The 17,094-nt window shown below is 63.2% G+C and carries 17 protein-coding genes; 9 read left to right on the top strand and 8 right to left on the bottom strand.

Annotated features, from left to right (window positions below; translation table 11 throughout):
- The first annotated feature begins 76 nt into the window (after window positions 1-76).
- Entirely contained in the window at window positions 77-295 is a 219-nt protein-coding gene (locus tag AC1MHZ_RS03145; RefSeq protein WP_084855293.1) for a PA3496 family putative envelope integrity protein, read from the top strand.
- Here the strand turns inward: AC1MHZ_RS03145 and AC1MHZ_RS03140 are convergent.
- The gene (locus AC1MHZ_RS03140; protein ID WP_084855294.1) at window positions 237-1,199 is read right to left on the bottom strand and encodes a LysR family transcriptional regulator; all 963 of its coding nucleotides are present in this window, start codon (window positions 1,197-1,199) and stop codon (window positions 237-239) included. The genes AC1MHZ_RS03145 and AC1MHZ_RS03140 overlap by 59 nt on opposite strands.
- Before the next feature lie 187 nt (window positions 1,200-1,386).
- On the opposite strand from AC1MHZ_RS03140, the gene AC1MHZ_RS03135 reads away from it, so the two are divergent.
- Window positions 1,387-2,802 (top strand): acetyl-CoA carboxylase biotin carboxylase subunit, encoded by a 1,416-nt coding sequence (locus tag AC1MHZ_RS03135; RefSeq protein ID WP_070093419.1) that lies wholly within the window; start codon window positions 1,387-1,389, stop codon window positions 2,800-2,802.
- 11 nt (window positions 2,803-2,813) lie between these two features.
- The gene (gene oadA, locus AC1MHZ_RS03130) at window positions 2,814-4,622 is read left to right on the top strand and encodes a sodium-extruding oxaloacetate decarboxylase subunit alpha (RefSeq protein WP_482966003.1); all 1,809 of its coding nucleotides are present in this window, start codon (window positions 2,814-2,816) and stop codon (window positions 4,620-4,622) included.
- 189 nt (window positions 4,623-4,811) lie between these two features.
- Here the strand turns inward: oadA and AC1MHZ_RS03125 are convergent, their stop codons facing one another.
- Genes AC1MHZ_RS03125 through AC1MHZ_RS03115 form a run of 3 tightly spaced genes read right to left on the bottom strand, consistent with a single transcriptional unit; the run spans window position 4,812 to window position 6,585 of the window.
- A complete protein-coding gene (locus AC1MHZ_RS03125; RefSeq protein WP_482966002.1) occupies window positions 4,812-5,483 on the bottom strand; it encodes a GNAT family N-acetyltransferase in 672 nt (223 codons plus the stop codon).
- A 7-nt stretch (window positions 5,484-5,490) separates the two neighbouring features.
- Complete coding sequence (locus tag AC1MHZ_RS03120) at window positions 5,491-5,937, bottom strand: GNAT family N-acetyltransferase (RefSeq protein WP_324813466.1); 447 nt, start codon at window positions 5,935-5,937, stop codon at window positions 5,491-5,493.
- 18 nt (window positions 5,938-5,955) lie between these two features.
- The gene (locus tag AC1MHZ_RS03115; RefSeq protein ID WP_324813463.1) at window positions 5,956-6,585 is read right to left on the bottom strand and encodes an FMN-binding negative transcriptional regulator; all 630 of its coding nucleotides are present in this window, start codon (window positions 6,583-6,585) and stop codon (window positions 5,956-5,958) included.
- A gap of 90 nt (window positions 6,586-6,675) precedes the next feature.
- Between AC1MHZ_RS03115 and pdxR the strand changes: the two genes are divergently transcribed.
- Window positions 6,676-8,205, top strand: coding sequence for a MocR-like pyridoxine biosynthesis transcription factor PdxR (gene pdxR / locus AC1MHZ_RS03110; RefSeq protein ID WP_368828734.1), 1,530 nt, complete (start codon window positions 6,676-6,678; stop codon window positions 8,203-8,205).
- A 101-nt stretch (window positions 8,206-8,306) separates the two neighbouring features.
- Here the strand turns inward: pdxR and AC1MHZ_RS03105 are convergent, their stop codons facing one another.
- The 4 genes from AC1MHZ_RS03105 to aspA form a co-directional block, all read right to left on the bottom strand.
- The gene (locus tag AC1MHZ_RS03105) at window positions 8,307-9,410 is read right to left on the bottom strand and encodes a polyamine ABC transporter substrate-binding protein (protein WP_084855300.1); all 1,104 of its coding nucleotides are present in this window, start codon (window positions 9,408-9,410) and stop codon (window positions 8,307-8,309) included.
- Between the two features lie 2 nt (window positions 9,411-9,412).
- Window positions 9,413-10,453, bottom strand: a complete 1,041-nt coding sequence (locus tag AC1MHZ_RS03100; protein ID WP_084855301.1) for a histone deacetylase family protein — start codon at window positions 10,451-10,453, stop codon at window positions 9,413-9,415.
- A 201-nt stretch (window positions 10,454-10,654) separates the two neighbouring features.
- Window positions 10,655-11,647: an AraC family transcriptional regulator gene (locus tag AC1MHZ_RS03095; protein ID WP_482966001.1), complete on the bottom strand. Its 993-nt coding sequence runs from the start codon at window positions 11,645-11,647 to the stop codon at window positions 10,655-10,657.
- A 176-nt stretch (window positions 11,648-11,823) separates the two neighbouring features.
- Complete coding sequence (gene aspA, locus AC1MHZ_RS03090; RefSeq protein WP_084855303.1) at window positions 11,824-13,248, bottom strand: aspartate ammonia-lyase; 1,425 nt, start codon at window positions 13,246-13,248, stop codon at window positions 11,824-11,826.
- Between the two features lie 180 nt (window positions 13,249-13,428).
- On the opposite strand from aspA, the gene AC1MHZ_RS03085 reads away from it, so the two are divergent.
- The 5 genes from AC1MHZ_RS03085 (at window position 13,429) to AC1MHZ_RS03065 (ending at window position 17,050) form a co-directional block, all read left to right on the top strand.
- Window positions 13,429-14,370 carry a LysR substrate-binding domain-containing protein gene (locus AC1MHZ_RS03085; RefSeq protein ID WP_224457443.1) on the top strand — a complete coding sequence of 314 codons (942 nt, stop codon included), beginning with the start codon at window positions 13,429-13,431 and terminating at the stop codon, window positions 14,368-14,370.
- A 171-nt stretch (window positions 14,371-14,541) separates the two neighbouring features.
- A complete protein-coding gene (gene purE / locus AC1MHZ_RS03080) occupies window positions 14,542-15,033 on the top strand; it encodes a 5-(carboxyamino)imidazole ribonucleotide mutase (protein ID WP_084855305.1) in 492 nt (163 codons plus the stop codon).
- A gap of 10 nt (window positions 15,034-15,043) precedes the next feature.
- Window positions 15,044-16,126: a 5-(carboxyamino)imidazole ribonucleotide synthase gene (locus AC1MHZ_RS03075; protein WP_324813452.1), complete on the top strand. Its 1,083-nt coding sequence runs from the start codon at window positions 15,044-15,046 to the stop codon at window positions 16,124-16,126.
- Window positions 16,127-16,220: 94 nt separating this feature from the next.
- Entirely contained in the window at window positions 16,221-16,469 is a 249-nt protein-coding gene (locus tag AC1MHZ_RS03070; protein WP_084855307.1) for a GlsB/YeaQ/YmgE family stress response membrane protein, read from the top strand.
- Window positions 16,470-16,516: 47 nt separating this feature from the next.
- Entirely contained in the window at window positions 16,517-17,050 is a 534-nt protein-coding gene (locus AC1MHZ_RS03065) for a DUF3299 domain-containing protein (RefSeq protein WP_084855308.1), read from the top strand.
- The last annotated feature ends 44 nt before the right edge of the window (window positions 17,051-17,094 follow it).

The following is a 17,094-nucleotide window of genomic DNA, read 5'->3' as shown; positions in this document are numbered from 1 at the left end:
TGTCATCGAACCACCGCAAAACCGTAAACCCGAAAGACCAGTCTGAAACTCCCGCATCCTTTCTGGGAGACAGGCAATGGCACGTGATCATGACGGTTCGTACCAACCCAGCGCCAAGGCTCGCAAGCAGCAGGAAAAGGACCAGCGCCGCATGGAGTTCCGCCGCGCGATCGAAAGCTACTGCGACCAGCGCCAACTGCTTCGCGAGATCACCGATTACCCTGACCTGCAAGACATCACGGTATGGCAGGTATCGGCGGCATCTTCCCCGAAAATCGCTCCACAAGCCCGCTGATCTTCGCCCGTTCATTGCGGATGAACGCCAGGAACGCCAACGCCACCGGCGACTGACGCTTGGCCTTGGACTGCACCACGCACCAGCTGCGATACAGGGGTAGTTCTTCGACCGGCAACTCTTTCAACACGCCGGTGGCCAGCTCCATGTTCACCGCGTGGCGAGTCAGCAGGGCGACGCCCAGGCCTGCGATCACGCACTCGCGCTGGGCGTCGGCGGAGGCGACTTCCAGGGTCTGGGTGAAATGCACACGCTTATCCTTGAAGTATTCTTCGCAGGCCTTGCGCGTGCCCGAGCCCTGCTCGCGAACCAGCAGCGTGTGAGGCTCCAGGTCCTGCAGGCGGAGTTTTTCCAGCTTGCACAGCGGATGGTCCGGCGGTGCCACGGCAACGATAGGGTTGTTCAGGAACGGCATGAATTCCAGGCCCATGTCCTGGGGCACCATCGACATGATGATCAGGTCGTCGCGGTTGTCCGAGAGGCGCCGGATCGCTTGGGCGCGGTTGACCACCGTCAGGGTCAGGTTGACCTCTGGGTGGCGCTGCTTGAACGCGGCGAACAGGTGCGGCACGAAGTACTTGGCGCTGGATTCGATCGCCAGCTTGAGTTGCCCCTGCAGCGAGCCCTGCATGTCCGACAGCTGCATATCGAGGTTTTCCAGGCGCCCGAAGATGTCCCGGCTGGCGCGTTGCAGGGCTTCGGCCGCCTCGGTGAGGTACAGCTTCTTGCCGACATATTCGAACAACGGCTGGCCGACCAGCTCTTCAAGCTGGCGGATCTGTAGACTTACGGCGGGTTGCGTCAACGCCATCTCTTCGGCCGCCCGGCTGTAGGAGCGCAGGTCGCACACTTCGTTGAAGATCTGCAACTGCCTTAAAGTCATGCGCATCAATGACTTACGCATTTTCCCCCGCCTCCGCGCAATACCTTGTTACGGCACTATAAGCTTTTGCTAATGCCGACCCTAACAAATATTGATTTTTGTTTATCAACCTACAGCGCTAGGGTGAATGTGCGACTGGCCAGCAGCGTCTGGTCACGCCGACCGGCAGTACCGGCTCGTGTGTTCCATCGGCTTTGGGAAGACTCCAGTGATAAAAAAAATCCTGATCGCCAACCGGGGTGAAATCGCAGTTCGGATCGTGCGTGCGTGCGCCGAGATGGGCATTCGCTCCGTGGCGATCTATTCCGACGCCGACCGTCATGCCTTGCACGTCAAGCGCGCCGACGAGGCCTACAGCATCGGTGCCGAGCCTTTGGCCGGCTACCTGAACCCGCGCAAGCTGGTGAACCTCGCTGTGGAGACCGGCTGCGACGCCTTGCACCCAGGTTACGGTTTCCTTTCGGAAAATGCTGAGCTGGCGGAAATCTGCGCCGAGCGTGGCATCAAGTTCATCGGGCCTGCCGCTGATGTCATTCGCCGCATGGGCGACAAGACCGAAGCGCGCCGCACCATGATCCAGGCCGGTGTCCCGGTCACCCCGGGTACCGAAGGCAACGTCGCCGATATCCATGAGGCCCTGGCCGAGGGCGACCGCATCGGTTACCCGGTAATGCTCAAGGCTACGTCCGGTGGCGGCGGTCGTGGTATCCGTCGCTGCAACAGCCGCGAGGAACTGGAGCAGGCCTTCCCCCGCGTGATTTCCGAAGCGACCAAGGCTTTCGGTTCGGCGGAAGTGTTCCTGGAGAAGTGCATCGTCAACCCCAAGCACATCGAGGCGCAGATCCTGGGTGACAGCTTCGGCAATGTGGTGCACCTGTTCGAGCGCGACTGCTCGATCCAGCGCCGTAACCAGAAGCTCATCGAGATCGCCCCAAGCCCCCAGCTGACCCCGGAGCAGCGTGCCTACATCGGCGACCTGGCTGTGCGCGCAGCCAAGGCAGTGAACTACGAGAACGCCGGTACCGTGGAGTTCCTGCTCGCCGATGGCGAGGTGTACTTCATGGAGATGAACACCCGTGTGCAGGTGGAACACACCATCACCGAGGAAATCACCGGCATCGACATCGTTCGCGAACAGATCCGCATCGCCTCGGGCCTGCCCCTGTCGGTCAAGCAGGAAGACATCCAGCATCGCGGCTATGCATTGCAGTTCCGTATCAACGCCGAAGACCCGAAGAACAACTTCCTGCCCAGCTTCGGCAAGATCACCCGTTACTACGCGCCCGGCGGCCCAGGCGTGCGTACCGATACCGCGATCTACACCGGCTACACGATCCCGCCGTTCTACGACTCCATGTGCCTGAAACTGGTGGTCTGGGCGCTGACCTGGGAAGAAGCCATGGACCGCGGCCTGCGGGCCCTGGACGACATGCGCGTGCAAGGCGTCAAGACCACCGCCGCGTATTACCAGGAGATCCTGCGCAATCCGGAATTCCGTAGCGGCCAGTTCAACACCAGCTTCGTGGAAAGCCACCCGGAACTGACCAACTACTCGATCAAGCGCAAACCCGAAGAGCTGGCCCTGGCCATCGCCGCCGCCATTGCTGCACACGCAGGCCTGTGAGGAACCGAATAATGTCCAAGAAAATCTTTGTCACCGACACAATCCTGCGCGACGCCCACCAGTCCCTGCTGGCCACCCGCATGCGCACCGAAGACATGCTGCCGATCTGCGACAAGCTCGACAAAGTCGGCTACTGGTCGCTGGAAGTCTGGGGTGGCGCCACTTTCGATGCCTGCGTGCGCTTCCTCAAGGAAGACCCATGGGAACGCCTGCGCAAGCTGCGCGCCGCGCTGCCCAACACCCGCCTGCAGATGCTGCTGCGCGGCCAGAACCTGCTGGGCTACCGTCACTACAGCGATGACGTGGTCAAGGCCTTCGTCGCCAAGGCTGCGGTCAATGGCATCGACGTGTTCCGTATCTTCGACGCCATGAACGATGTGCGTAACCTGCGCGTGGCCATCGAGGCGGTCAAGGCTGCAGGCAAGCACGCCCAGGGCACCATCGCCTACACCACCAGCCCCGTGCACACCATCGATGCCTTCGTGGCCCAGGCCAAGCAGATGGAAGCCATGGGTTGCGACTCGGTGGCGATCAAGGACATGGCCGGCCTGCTGACCCCCTACGCTACCGGCGAGTTGGTCAAGGCGCTGAAGGCCGAGCAGTCGCTGCCGGTGTTCATCCACTCCCACGATACCGCGGGCCTGGCTGCCATGTGCCAGCTCAAGGCGGTGGAAAACGGTGCCGACCACATCGACACCGCTATCTCCAGCTTCGCCTGGGGTACCAGCCACCCGGGCACCGAGTCGATGGTCGCCGCCCTCAAGGGCACCGAGTTCGATACCGGTCTGGACCTGGAGCTGCTGCAGGAAATTGGCCTGTATTTCTATGCCGTACGCAAGAAGTACCACCAGTTCGAAAGCGAGTTCACCGCCGTGGATACCCGCGTGCAGGTCAACCAGGTCCCGGGCGGCATGATTTCCAACCTGGCCAACCAGCTCAAGGAGCAGGGCGCGCTCAACCGCATGAACGAAGTGCTGGCGGAAATTCCGCGGGTGCGCGAAGACCTCGGCTTCCCGCCGCTGGTCACCCCGACCTCGCAGATCGTCGGTACCCAGGCGTTCTTCAACGTGCTCGCCGGCGAGCGCTACAAGACCATCACCAACGAGGTGAAGCTGTACCTGCAAGGTGGCTATGGCAAGGCGCCGGGCGTGGTCAACGAGCAGCTTCGCCGCCAGGCGATCGGTAGCGAAGAGGTGATCGACGTGCGTCCGGCCGACTTGCTCAAGCCGGAGATGGCCAAGCTGCGTGCCGAGATCGGCAACCTGGCCCGCTGCGAGGAAGATGTGCTGACCTTCGCCATGTTCCCGGACATCGGCCGCAAATTCCTCGAGGAGCGTGAAGCCGGCACCTTGGTTCCTGAAGCCCTGCTGCCGATTCCAGAAGCGGGCGCTGTGGCCGACCCGGGCGGCGAAGGTGTGCCGACCGAGTTCGTCATCGACGTGCACGGCGAGACCTACCGCGTCGACATCACCGGCGTGGGTGTCAAGGCCGAGGGTAAGCGCCACTTCTACCTGTCCATCGACGGCATGCCGGAAGAAGTGGTCTTCGAACCGTTGAACGAGTTCGTCAGCGGTGGCGGCAGCAAGCGCAAGCAGGCCAGCGGCCCAGGCCACGTAAGCACCACCATGCCGGGCAACATCGTCGATGTGCTGGTCAAGGAAGGTGACACGGTCAAGGCCGGTCAGCCGGTGCTGATCACCGAAGCCATGAAGATGGAGACCGAGGTCCAGGCGCCGATCGCCGGCAAGGTCACCGCCATCCACGTGGCCAAGGGCGATCGTGTCACGCCGGGCGAGATCCTGATCGAGATCGAAGGCTGATCGAAGCCTTCGACGACAAGCGGTTTACCTCATGGGGAGCGATATGCTCCCCTTTTTTTGTGCTGCCTCTTGTACGCAATCGCGGGGCAAGCCCGCTCCCACAGGCTGGACTGCTCCCGGTACCACTTTCTTGGGGCCGTCGACCTTGTGGGAGCGGGCTTGTCCCGCGATTGCGTCAGTTCTGGCGACTCAGTCCGTGCGGCAAGCCTCCAAAGTCTTCAATTGCCCGCCAGGCCGCTGATTCTCCTCGCTCAACCAGCGCTCGAACCCCGCTGCCACCGCCGGCCATTCCTCGTCGGTAATCGAATACCAGGCAGTATCGCGATTGTGGTCCTTGACCACCATGTGATTGCGGAACACCCCTTCGAAGACGAAGCCGAAACGCTCGGCTGCACGCTTGGAGCGGGCGTTGGCGTTGTTGCATTTCCATTCCAGGCGACGATTGCCCAGGGCGAAGCCGAGCTTGCCCAGCAGGTAGACCGCTTCGGTACCTTTCGGGGTGCGCTGCATGGCAGCGCCGAAGGCGATATGGCCGATCTCGATGCGGCCATGGTCGGGAACGATGGACATCAGGCTGAGAATACCCTGCACCTGGCCGTTGGCCCGGTCGATGACGCTGTAGAACAGCGGGTCGTGGCCTGTTGCATTGCCTTGCAGCCACCGATCGAAGGCCTCGCGTTCGCTGAAGGGGCCATAGGGCAGGTAATCCCACAGGGCAGGGTCGGAGCCTGGGCCCTGCAAGACCGTCCACAGGTCATCGCCATGGCGCGCCGGATCGAGTCTCTCCAGGCGGATGAACCGGCCTTCGATGGGCTCGGCCTTGGGTGTTGCGGCGGGCTTGAAGTTCAGTGCGTCGCGCATGGTCGGCCTACAGTGGTTTACGGAATTGGATGAAACCTGGCCGTTCGGCGACCTGTTCGTACAGGCCGATCGCGGTGGCGTTGGTTTCGTGGGTCAGCCAGTGCACCTTGATGCAGCCGGCGGCCTTGGCGGTGGCATAGACATGCTCGATCAGTTGCCGGCCGATACCCAGGCCGCGCTGCTGGCCCTCCACGTACAGGTCCTGCAGGTAGCATGAGTTTTCGATGCTCCAGTTGGACCGATGATAGATCCAGTTGACCATCCCCACTGCCTTGCCATCGACCCAAGCCAGGGCCGCATGGGTAGGCTCGTTCGGGTCGAGCAAGCGTTGCCAGGTGCTGGCGCTGACGGCTTCCGGCAGTTCGGTTTCATAGAACCGCAGGTAGGCCTGCCACAGGGCGAGCCAGGCAGCATGGTCGGTGGCGCTTACTGGGCGCAGGACAATCTCGGACATGGTGGTTTTCCTTTTCCTTCAGAGTGAATGCATGTGTGCGGCAAGCTGGTTGTCCAGGTGATCCGCGCTGGCGGCCAGGCCTTCGCGTACGCCTCGGATATCCTCGGCCGAGCGGTTCTGGCTGAGCTTGCGCGCGCCTTGCAGGCGGGTGATGGGCACGCGAATGCCGACGATGGCGCGAAGCATGCCGTCTAGGTAGTCGCGCGGGGCATCGCTCACCTTCCAAGGCTCGGCGCGCCCTTGTTCGTGACGATCGCTCAGGCGGCTGACAAGCTCGAGCAGGCGAGGGGCGTCGTGGAACGCCTCGACCGGGCCATAGGCATGGACGGCCAGGTAGTTCCATGTCGGCACCACCTTGTGATGCTCGGCTTTGCTCGGGTAGTAGGACGGGCTGACGTAGGCATCTGCGCCGGCGAATACCAGCAAGGCTTCACCGCCCTGGGCCAAGGCCTGCCATTGAGGGTTGGCCCGGGCCAGGTGGGCATAGACGGTCCCATATTCGCCTTCATGAGGTGCGAGCAAAACCGGCAGGTGGGTCGCCAGCAGGCCTTGTTCGCCATGGCTGACCAGTACGGCGAGGCGGGTGTCGAGCATCTGCTGGTGCAGGCGCTCGAGATCATGTTCCTGATGGGGCTTGGCGTTGTACATGGCGCAGGTCCTTGTTCGATGGCTCCATCCTAGGCAGGCTATTGGTACCAGGTAAGAGCCAATAGCAGCTGTTTTGATAGGTCCAATACCATGCATGAACGCCCCTTTGCGTTGCCCTTCGACCCTGCCGGTATCGTGCTGGACCGCCGTCGTGGGCTCAGCCAACAGCTCTACCAGGCGCTGCGGGCAAGGGTGTTGGATGGTCGCCTGGGCAGCGGTACGCGTCTGCCGGCGACGCGTGACCTGGCTGTGATGCTGTCGCTTTCACGCAACAGTGTGGTGCGTGCCTATGACCAGCTATACGCCGAAGGCTATATCGAAAGCCGGGTCGGCGATGGCACCTATGTCAGCCAGCTTCCGAAACTATCCACACAAATGTCCACAGGGTTATCCCAGGGTTTATCAACAGGTTTATCCACAATTTGCGTATCTGATACTGAGGATTTATCCAGCTCAGGTCGCTCTGGAAGCGCCATGGAGCGCCTGAAAACCCATCATCTTCCGCCGCCACGTACAGGTGCGCCGCGCGCATTTCGCGTTGGAGTTCCGGCGTTCGACCTGTTTCCTTTCCAGCTCTGGGCCAGGCTGCAAGCGGGTTTCTGGCGAAAACCGGATGCCGCACTGTTGGGCTATGGCGACCCTGCGGGTGAACCGCTGCTCAGGGGGCTCATCGCCGCCTACCTACGTCGCTCGCGCGGGCTTGCTTGCACGGCTGAACAAATTGTGATCACCAGTGGTGCGCAAGAAGCCATAAGCCTTTGTGCACAGTTGCTGTTGCAGCCGGGCGACGAGGTAGCTGTGGAAAACCCTGGATACCGCGCGGCAGGTCATACCTTTGCCTTGGCCGGAGCCTGCGTGCGAGGCGTACCTGTGGATGAGGAAGGCCTGGACTGCGAACGCCTGGCGCAGTTGGCCGAGTGCCGGCTGGCCTACGTCACACCGGCGCACCAGTACCCCACCGGTGTCACCATGAGCCTGGCCAGGCGGCTGTCGCTGCTGGACTGGGCCGAGCAGCGCAACGGTTGGGTGATCGAGGATGACTACGATGGCGAGTACCGCTACAGCGGCGCGCCTCTGGCGCCCCTGGCTGCCCTGGACCGGCAGGGGCGGGTTCTATATGTCGGTACCTTTGGCAAGATCGCCTTTCCTGCCCTGCGCCTGGGTTACCTGGTGCTTCCGCAGCGGCTGGTGCAGCCTTTCAGCCAGGGGCGAGCACTGGCGGTGCGGCATTCGGAGATAGGTAACCAGCACGTCATGGCGCAGTTCATGGCCCAAGGGCATTTCCAACGGCACATCCGGCGCATGCGCAAGGCAGCGCTGGCACGGCGCAATGTGCTCAAGGCGGGTTGGCCTACCGGTGTGCCAGGGTTGGGCGATATGCCGGAAGTGGCAGCGGGGCTGCATGTGAGGGTGGCTGTGGATAACTATGCGAGAGAGCAGGAACTGGTGGCGTTGGCCGAGGCGGTTGGCGTGGAGGTCAATCCGCTGAGCAGCTACTGGCTCGAAGACAGCGAGGTGCCTGTGGATAAACGAGCGGGGCTGGTGCTGGGGTTTGCGGCTGTGCCGGAGGCGCAGATCGCGGATGCGTTGATGCGGGTGCGCAAGGCATGGAGAACATGAGCGCCCGAAATCGCCGGCAAGCCGGCTCCCACAGGTCTGGCGGTGTCTCTGAAAACGCGCAGAACAGGTGGGAGCCGGCTTGCCGGCGATCGGGCCTCGGGTCAGGTCCCGGACTTGATCCGTGTCCAGGCCCGGGTCCGTGCCCGCTCGGCGTCGCGCTGCAAGGGCTTCAAGGTATACAGCTTGGCCATTGCCTCGGCGGTCGGGTACAGGTTGGGGTTGTTGCGGATCGCCGGGCTGACCTTGTCGGTGGCGTCCTTGTTCGGGTTGGGGTAGCCGACGAAATCGCTGATCGGTGCGATCACTTCCGGCCTCAGCAGGTAGTTGATGAAGGCATGGGCGTCTTCCGGGTTGGCGGCATTCTTCGGAATGGCCAGCATGTCGAACCAGATCGGCGCGCCTTCCTTGGGCAGGCGCATGTCCACCACCACGCCGTTCTTGGCGTCGCGAGCGCGGTTGGCCGCCTGGGAGAAGCTCCCCGAATAGCCCACGGCCACGCAGATATCGCCGTTGGCGATGTCCGCCATGTACTTGGAGGAGTGGAAGTAGGTGATATGCGGGCGGATCTTGAGCATCAGCGCCTGGGCTTTCTTGTAGTCGGCCGGCTTCTCACTGTTGGGCGGCAGCCCAAGGTACTGCAGGGCCAGCGGCAAGATCTCCGACGGCGAATCGAGCAAGGCCACGCCGCACTGCTTGAGCTTGGCGATGTTCTCTTCCTTGAAGATCAGGTCCCAGCTGTCCACCGGGGCATCGTCACCCAGCGCGGCCTTGACCTTGTCCGGGTTGAAGCCGATCAGTACGGTGCCGTACATGTAGGGCACGGCATGCTTGTTACCGGGGTCGTTGGCCTCGATCAGCTTCATCAGTGCCGGGTCCAGGTGCTGCCAGTTGGGTAGTTTGCTGCGGTCCAGGGGCTGGAACACCCCGGCCTCGATCTGCTTGGCCAGGAACACGTTCGACGGGACCACCACGTCATAGCCGGAGTTGCCCGTGAGCAGCTTGGCTTCCAGGGCTTCGTTGGTGTCGAAGATGTCGTAGATCAGCTTGACGCCGCTGTCCTGCTGAAAGTCCGTCAGGGTTTGCGGCGTGATGTAGTCGAACCAGTTGTACACCCGCAGGGTGCGCTGTTCGGCTTGGGCCGGCAGGCCGCCGGCCAAAAGGCCGGCGGCGATGAGCGGGGCGAGCAGACGCGTGAGACGGGCCATGGTCAGGCTCCTGGCTGGGTGCGCTGGAAGCCTTCCAGCACGTTGACGGCATTGATACCGATTTCTTCCACAGCGTAGCCGCCTTCCATGACGAACAGGGTCGGTTTGCCCAGGCGGCCGATGCGTTCGCCCATGGCCAGGTAGTCGGGGCTGTCGAGCTTGAACTGGGAAATCGGGTCGTCCTTGAAGGTGTCCACGCCCAGGGAAACCACCACCACGTCCGGGGCGTAGGCGGCGATGCGTTGGCAGGCGTCTTCCAGCGCCTGGCTCCAGGCTGCCCAGTCACTGCCGGCGGGCAGGGGGTAGTTGATGTTGCAGCCTTCCCCGGCGCCTTCGCCGGTTTCGTCGGCATAGCCGAGGAAGAACGGGAATTCGTCCTGGGGATCGCCGTGGATCGAGGCGAAGAACACGTCGCTGCGCTGGTAGAAGATGTCCTGGGTGCCGTTGCCATGGTGGTAATCGACGTCCAGGATGGCGACCTTGCGGTGGCCTTGGTCGAGGAATGCCTGGGTCGCGATGGCGGCGTTGTTCAGGTAGCAATAACCGCCCATGACCTCGGCGGCGGCGTGGTGCCCTGGTGGGCGGCACAGGGCGAAGGCCGAGTGTGCCCCTTGCTGGATCGCCGCTTGGGCGGTAAGGGCAACCTGGGCTGCGCTGTAGGCGGCTTGCCAGGTACCGGCGGTGATCGGTGCGCCGGCATCGAAGCTGTAGTAGCCCAGCTCGCCGTGCAGCCCGGTTGGCTTGACCTTGCGCAGTGTGCGCGCCGGCCAGGTGAACGGCAGCAGGTCGCCTTCCTGGCCCAGTTCGGCCCAGCGCGCCCAGGCGCCTTCGAAGAAGTCCAGGTAGTCGGCGCCATGCACCCGCAGCAGCGGGGCGCGGCCGAAGTCGCGTGGGCCTTCGATGGGGCCGAGGTTGCGCTTCTTTACTTGGTCCAGGACATGGTCGGCGCGCGAAGGCATCTCGAAGCAGGGCATCAGCTTGCCGTCGATCAGCTCGCAGCGGCCGTGGTGCAGGCGGTGGTCATCGGAATAGATCGTCAGCACGTTGTTGTTCTCCGGTTTTTACTGGCGTGCCTCATTGTGTGAGGGGGCGTGGCCGGGGAGAACGACGGAAACGGCCAAAAGGGGATCGATGTGGCCAAAGGCGGTGTGCGGTTTTCAAGGCCCAATCGCCAGCAAGCCGACTCCCACCAGTTCTGCGCTGTACCTGTGGGAGCCGGCAAGCCAGCGATTGGGTCAATGCAGTCAGCCGCGAAAATGACTGGGCGCTACGCCGCTCCAGCGTTGGAAGGCATGCCGAAAACTCGCCGTCTCGCTGAACCCCAGGGTTTCGGCGATGCGATAGATCGGCATCTGGTCCTCGGCCAGCAACTGCTTGGCCCGCTCGAAGCGCAACTCATCGAGCAGTTGCTGATAGCTGCACCCCAGCGCCTGCAGGTGCCGGCGCAAGGTGCGCGAAGAGCAGTTCATCTGCCGCGCCAGGCCTTCGAGCCCTGGCGCGGTGTCCAGTTGCTGGACCAGCAGTTGGCGAATGCGCCCCAGCCAGGCCTGGCGCCCGGTGAATTCCAGGTTGAGCTGCCGGCAGCGTTCCGCCATGGCTTTGTGGGTGATGGGGTCAGCCAGCGGCAGGGGCATGTCCAGCCAGCGGCGCTCGAAGGCGAATGCGTTGTCGCTGGCCTCGAAGCCCAGCGGGCACTGGAAGGCGTCTCCATACAGGTGATGGTACCCGGGCCTGGGGTACTCGAAGCGTGCCGCCAGCAGCGGTAGGGGTTTGCCCAGCAGGTCATCGCAGATGACCTTCAAGGAAACCAGGCAGAACTCCACGTTGAAGGCTGCCAGTTCCGGGCTGTCCCGGTAGTCGCTGGCGCTGAACCAGACCCGCTGGCCGTCATCCACCAAGCGCAGCTGGAAGGCTGTGCCCAACAACGCCGGGTAGCGGAGCGCCAGGCGCAGGGCGTCACCCAAAGTGGCACTGGAGAGCAGGGCGTAACCGAGCATCCCGTAGCACGACACATGCATGCGCCGGCCCAGCTCCAGGCCGATCTCCTCGCGCAAGGCCACGGCGTTGGCGCACACCTGCAATTCCTGCTGGGTGGTGATGCGCGCATCGGCATGGCCCAGATCCGCCAGCGCGATGCCGCTGCCGGCCAGCAACCGCGAGGCATCGCAGCCTTCTTCCTGGAAGACCTTGAGAATCAGCGAAACCGCGTTGAGGGTGGTGAGGTGGCTGTGCAGCATGCTCGGTATCCCGTTGGGCTGGGAGGCATTATGGAGCAAGTTGTGTGCCGGGCGGGACGACCCTGCGACCCTGTGAAGGGCGGGCATAAAAAAAAGGGCCCAAAGCGTTGCTCGGGCCCTTGAAAGGTTGAGAGGTGTCTAGTCCCTCGACCTGGTGAGACGTTTCAAGCCGTCGGTTACGCCTTCAGCGGAACCAGACGTGGGGCGATCATGTTCTCTGGACGCAGGATGTCGTTGAGCATCGCTTCGTCCAGCAGCTGTTCCTCGCGCACCAGTTCCAGCACGCCGCGGCCGGTTTCCAGGGCGACGCGGGCGATACGGGTGGCATTTTCGTAGCCGATGTACGGGTTCAGGGCGGTGACCAGGCCGATCGAGTGCTCGACCAGTTCACGGCAGCGCTGTTCGTTGGCAGTGATGCCGACGATGCAGTGCTCGCGCAGCATGTCCATGGCGCGCTGGAGCAGGCGGATGGAGTCGAAGATCTTGTAGGCGATCAGCGGTTCCATGACGTTGAGCTGCAGCTGGCCGCCTTCGGCGGCGACGGTCAGGGCCAGGTCGTTGCCCATGATGGCGAAGGCGACCTGGTTGACGGCTTCCGGGATAACCGGGTTGACCTTGCCTGGCATGATCGAGCTGCCTGGCTGGCGAGCCGGCAGGTTGATCTCGTTGATGCCGGTGCGTGGGCCGCTGGACAGCAGGCGCAGGTCGTTGCAGATCTTCGACAGCTTGACCGCGGTACGCTTGAGCATGCCGGAGAACAGTACGAAGGCGCCCATGTCGGAGGTCGCTTCGATCAGGTCGGCAGCCGGGACCAGTGGCTGGCCACTGATGGTCGCCAGGCGCTGCACGGCCAGGGCTTGGTAGCCTGGGTCGGCGTTGATGCCGGTACCGATCGCGGTACCGCCCAGGTTGATCTCGGTCAAAAGCTCAGGCGCCAGGGAACGCAGACGGTTCAAGTCTTCGGTCATGGTGGTGGCGAAGGCGCGGAATTCCTGGCCCAGGGTCATCGGCACGGCGTCCTGCAGCTGGGTGCGGCCCATCTTCAGTACGTGGTCGAATTCCTTGCCTTTTGCGGCGAAGGCCTGGATCAGGCTGTCGAGGCTGGCCAGCAGGGCATCGTGGCCCAGCAGCAGGCCCAGACGGATGGCCGTCGGGTAGGCGTCGTTGGTCGACTGCGCCATGTTCACGTCGTTGTTCGGGTGCAGGTACTGGTACTCACCCTTCTTGTGGCCCATGGCCTCCAGCGCGACGTTGGCGATGACCTCGTTGGCGTTCATGTTGGTAGAAGTACCAGCACCGCCCTGGATCATGTCCACCACGAACTGGTCGTGGTATTCGCCGCGGATCAGGCGGGCGCAGGCCTCGCTGATGGCAGCGTGCTTGGCATCGCTCAGGTGGCCCAGCTCACGGTTGGCGTCGGCAGCGGCCTGCTTGACCATGGCCAGGGCCACGACCAACTTCGGGTAGTGCGACAGCGGAACGCCGGAGAGGTGGAAGTTGTTGGCAGCGCGCAGGGTCTGGATGCCGTAGTAGGCATCGGCAGGGACTTCAAGGGTACCAAGCAGGTCTTTTTCGACGCGGAACGATGCAGCGGAGGACATGACGGATATCATCTCGATTTAAACCCGGCACCAGCCGGAATGGCGCCAATCCTAGGCCTGGGCGGATTTTGCGGCCAATGCTGTTGCACGCTAACCTATGCACAAACGGCATACCGATTCATGTGACGCCAATTGACAATCGAGCGTGTCCCATTTTGGTGCACGCTGGGAGATCGCTTCATGAACCTCGAAAGCAAGTGGCTGGAGGACTTCAGCGCCCTGGCCGCTACCCGCAGTTTTTCCCAGGCGGCGGAACGCCGTTTCGTGACCCAGCCAGCGTTCAGCCGGCGGATCCGCAGCCTTGAGGCTGCCTTGGGCCTGACCTTGGTGAATCGTTCCCGCACGCCTATCGAACTGACCGAAGCCGGGCAGCTATTTCTCGTCACGGCGCGCACCGTTGTCGACCAGTTGAGCGAAGTTCTGCGGCATTTGCATCACCTGGAAGGTGGGCAGGGCGAAGTGGTGCAGGTGGCGGCGGCACACTCCCTGGCGTCGGGGTTCTTCCCACGCTGGGTCGCCCAGTTGCGCAACGATGGCTTGAACATCGCCACCCGTTTGGTCGCCACCAACGTAGGTGATGCGGTGCATGCATTGCGCGAAGGCGGTTGCGACCTGATGCTGGCCTTCTATGACCCGGACGCCGCCCTGCAGATGGATGCCGAGATCTTCCCGTCGCTGCACATGGGCACCACGGAAATGTTGCCGGTGTGTGCAGTGGGTGCCGACGGCAAGCCGTTGTTCGATCTCGAGGGTGAAAGCAGCGTGCCGTTGCTGGCCTACAGTGCCGGTGCCTTCCTCGGACGTTCGGTGAACCTGCTGCTGCGCCAGCGCAACCTGCGCTATACCACGGTCTATGAAACCGCCATGGCCGACAGTCTCAAGAGCATGGCCCTCGAGGGCATGGGCATCGCCTGGGTACCGCGGCTGTCGATGCGCGGCGAGCTGGAGCGTGGAGAACTGGCGATCTGTGGGGGCAGCCAGTGGCACGTACCACTGGAAATCCGCCTGTACCGCTGCGCCCTGGTGCGCAAGGCCAACGTACGCTTGCTGTGGCGCAAGCTCGAGGGCGGCACGGCAGCTGTGTCAGTTGACTCAAAAGTCAGCCAAACCCCCGAAAAATAAGGCCGACAGTTGGTCGCCGGGGTGCCTTTACGGCACTGCCTTACGGTATACTGCGCGGCCCCTGGACCGGATCGATCCGGTCATTGATCAGCAAACAAGCCACGCCGGTCGTCCCGCGTGGCTTGTTGTTTTTTGACGCGCCCGCGGGCGCACAAGCGAAGAGGCTCGACGATGAGTGCACTGGTTGGCGTGATCATGGGCTCCAAGTCCGATTGGTCCACCCTTAGCCACACCGCCGATATGCTGGAAAAACTCGGCATTCCCTACGAGGTGAAGGTGGTTTCCGCCCACCGTACCCCGGATCTGCTCTTCCAGTACGCCGAGGAGGCCGAAGGCCGCGGCATCGAGGTGATCATCGCCGGTGCCGGTGGCGCTGCCCACCTGCCAGGCATGTGCGCCGCCAAGACCCACCTGCCGGTGCTGGGCGTGCCGGTGCAGTCGTCGATGCTGTCGGGTGTCGATTCGCTGCTGTCGATCGTGCAGATGCCGGCAGGCGTGCCGGTCGCCACCCTGGCCATCGGCAAGGCCGGCGCGATCAACGCGGCATTGCTGTCGGCCAGTATCCTGGGCGCCAAATACCCGCCGTACCACGCGGCACTCAAGCAGTTCCGCACGGAGCAGACCGAAACCGTCCTGGACAACCCGGACCCGCGCCAGGCCTGAGGCTATCAACATGAAGATCGGTGTAATCGGTGGCGGCCAGCTGGGCCGCATGCTGGCCTTGGCGGGAACGCCGCTGGGCATGAACTTCGCTTTCCTCGACCCCGCTCCGGACGCCTGCGCGGCGCCCTTGGGCGAGCACCTGCGTGCCGACTACGGCGACCAGGAGCACTTGCGCCAGCTGGCTGACGAAGTCGACCTGGTGACCTTCGAGTTCGAGAGCGTCCCGGCCGAGACCGTGGCCTTCCTCTCGCAGTTCGTCCCGGTCTACCCGAGCGCCGAAGCGCTGCGCATCGCCCGTGACCGCCTGTTCGAGAAGAGCATGTTCCGCGACCTGGGCATCCCGACGCCGGCCTTCGCCGACATCCTCTCCCAGGAAGACCTGGACGCCGCCGTGGCCAGCATCGGCCTGCCAGCGGTGCTCAAGACCCGTACCCTGGGCTACGACGGCAAGGGCCAGAAGGTCCTGCGCACTGCCGACGACGTGGTGGGCACCTTTGCCGAACTGGGCAGCGTGCCGTGCCTGCTCGAAGGCTTCGTGCCATTCACCGGCGAAGTTTCGCTGGTGGCCGTGCGTGGCCGCGATGGCGAAACCCGCTTCTACCCGCTGGTGCACAACACCCATGAAAGCGGCATCCTGCGCCTGTCGGTGGCCAGCCAGGCGCACCCGCTGCAGGCCCTGGCCGAAGACTATGTCGGGCGCGTGCTGCAGAAGCTGGACTACGTGGGCGTGATGGCCTTCGAGTTCTTCGAGGTCGACGGCGGCCTGAAGGCCAACGAGATCGCGCCACGGGTGCACAACTCCGGGCACTGGACCATCGAAGGCGCCGAGTGCAGCCAGTTCGAGAACCACCTGCGCGCCGTTGCCGGCCTGCCGCTGGGCTCCACCGCCAAGGTTGGCGAGAGCGCCATGCTCAACTTCATCGGTGAAGTGCCGGCGGTGGACAAGGTCGTGGCCATCGAGGGCTGCCACCTGCACCACTACGGCAAGGCGTTCAAGGTCGGTCGCAAGGTTGGCCATGCCACCCTGCGCTGCGCCGACATGGCCACGCTCAAAGGCAAGATCGCCGAAGTCGAAGCGCTGATCGCCGGCTGATTGAACCTCTGCCCCGGCAGACCCTCTGAAATGGCAACAAGCCAAAGCGCTGTCTAGGCTTTGGCTTGTTCCATTTCATTGCAGAGGGATCGCCATGGGTATCATCGGAACCATCTTCATCGGCCTCATCGTCGGCCTGCTGGCCCGCTTCCTCAAGCCTGGGGACGACAGCATGGGCTGGATCATGACCATCCTCCTGGGCATCGCCGGCTCCCTGGTCGCCACCTACGGCGGGCAGGCCCTGGGTATCTACCAGGCGGGCCAGGCCGCCGGTTTCGTTGGCGCCCTGATCGGCGCCATCGTCCTATTGGTGATCTACGGATTCATCAAGAAACGCGGGTGACTGGTTTAGAATGCCCGGCAATTCACCCGAGTTGCCGAGCATTCTCCATGCGTGCGTTTTTCCTTGCTTCCCTGTTATTGGCCAGCACCCTGGCCCATGCCGAATTGCCCGAGACCGACTGGCTGGAACTGATGCCCAAATCGGACCAGAAGGCGCTCGAGCAGATGCCCGAAATCGACCACAACTCCCCCGAGGCCATGGGTACCTTCACCGACAAGGGTGGGCTCAAGCAGGCCAAGGGTTTGCCGGCGGTGATGTACTCGACCAAGACCGTGGCGGCCATGAACGGCAGGCAGATCCGCCTGGGCGGGTATCCGGTTCCGTTGGAGAGCGATGCCAAGGGCAACAGCACACTGTTCTTCCTGGTGCCATACCCCGGCGCCTGCATTCATGTGCCACCGCCGCCACCGAACCAGCTGGTGCTGGTGCGCTATCCCAAGGGGCTGAAGATCGACGACATCTACACGCCGTTGTGGGTCAGTGGGACGCTGAAGGTGGAAAAGGTCAGCAATGATCTGGCGGATGCGGCCTATGCGATGGATGCGGGGAAGGTGAGGGTGGTAGAAGACGCCGACCTCTGATTTTTTTTCCGGCCCAATCGCCGGCAAGCCGGCGATTGGGTAGC

The sequence above is a fragment of the Pseudomonas sp. FA-1 genome, assembly GCF_056856075.1.
The sequence above is the reverse complement of the archived record's forward strand: the minus strand, read 5'-3'. Positions and strand labels throughout refer to the sequence as shown.

Excerpts from the sequence above, each read along its gene's own strand:
- AC1MHZ_RS03145 (WP_084855293.1), top strand. The coding sequence starts at position 77 with ATGGCACGTGATCATGACGGTTCGTACCAACCCAGCGCCAAGGCTCGC.
- AC1MHZ_RS03140 (WP_084855294.1), bottom strand. The coding sequence starts at position 1,199 with ATGCGTAAGTCATTGATGCGCATGACTTTAAGGCAGTTGCAGATCTTC.
- oadA (WP_482966003.1), top strand. The coding sequence starts at position 2,814 with ATGTCCAAGAAAATCTTTGTCACCGACACAATCCTGCGCGACGCCCAC.
- AC1MHZ_RS03125 (WP_482966002.1), bottom strand. The coding sequence starts at position 5,483 with ATGCGCGACGCACTGAACTTCAAGCCCGCCGCAACACCCAAGGCCGAG.
- AC1MHZ_RS03120 (WP_324813466.1), bottom strand. The coding sequence starts at position 5,937 with ATGTCCGAGATTGTCCTGCGCCCAGTAAGCGCCACCGACCATGCTGCC.
- AC1MHZ_RS03115 (WP_324813463.1), bottom strand. The coding sequence starts at position 6,585 with ATGTACAACGCCAAGCCCCATCAGGAACATGATCTCGAGCGCCTGCAC.
- pdxR (WP_368828734.1), top strand. The coding sequence starts at position 6,676 with ATGCATGAACGCCCCTTTGCGTTGCCCTTCGACCCTGCCGGTATCGTG.
- AC1MHZ_RS03105 (WP_084855300.1), bottom strand. The coding sequence starts at position 9,410 with ATGGCCCGTCTCACGCGTCTGCTCGCCCCGCTCATCGCCGCCGGCCTT.
- AC1MHZ_RS03095 (WP_482966001.1), bottom strand. The coding sequence starts at position 11,647 with ATGCTGCACAGCCACCTCACCACCCTCAACGCGGTTTCGCTGATTCTC.
- aspA (WP_084855303.1), bottom strand. The coding sequence starts at position 13,248 with ATGTCCTCCGCTGCATCGTTCCGCGTCGAAAAAGACCTGCTTGGTACC.
- AC1MHZ_RS03085 (WP_224457443.1), top strand. The coding sequence starts at position 13,429 with ATGAACCTCGAAAGCAAGTGGCTGGAGGACTTCAGCGCCCTGGCCGCT.
- purE (WP_084855305.1), top strand. The coding sequence starts at position 14,542 with ATGAGTGCACTGGTTGGCGTGATCATGGGCTCCAAGTCCGATTGGTCC.
- AC1MHZ_RS03075 (WP_324813452.1), top strand. The coding sequence starts at position 15,044 with ATGAAGATCGGTGTAATCGGTGGCGGCCAGCTGGGCCGCATGCTGGCC.
- AC1MHZ_RS03070 (WP_084855307.1), top strand. The coding sequence starts at position 16,221 with ATGGGTATCATCGGAACCATCTTCATCGGCCTCATCGTCGGCCTGCTG.
- AC1MHZ_RS03065 (WP_084855308.1), top strand. The coding sequence starts at position 16,517 with ATGCGTGCGTTTTTCCTTGCTTCCCTGTTATTGGCCAGCACCCTGGCC.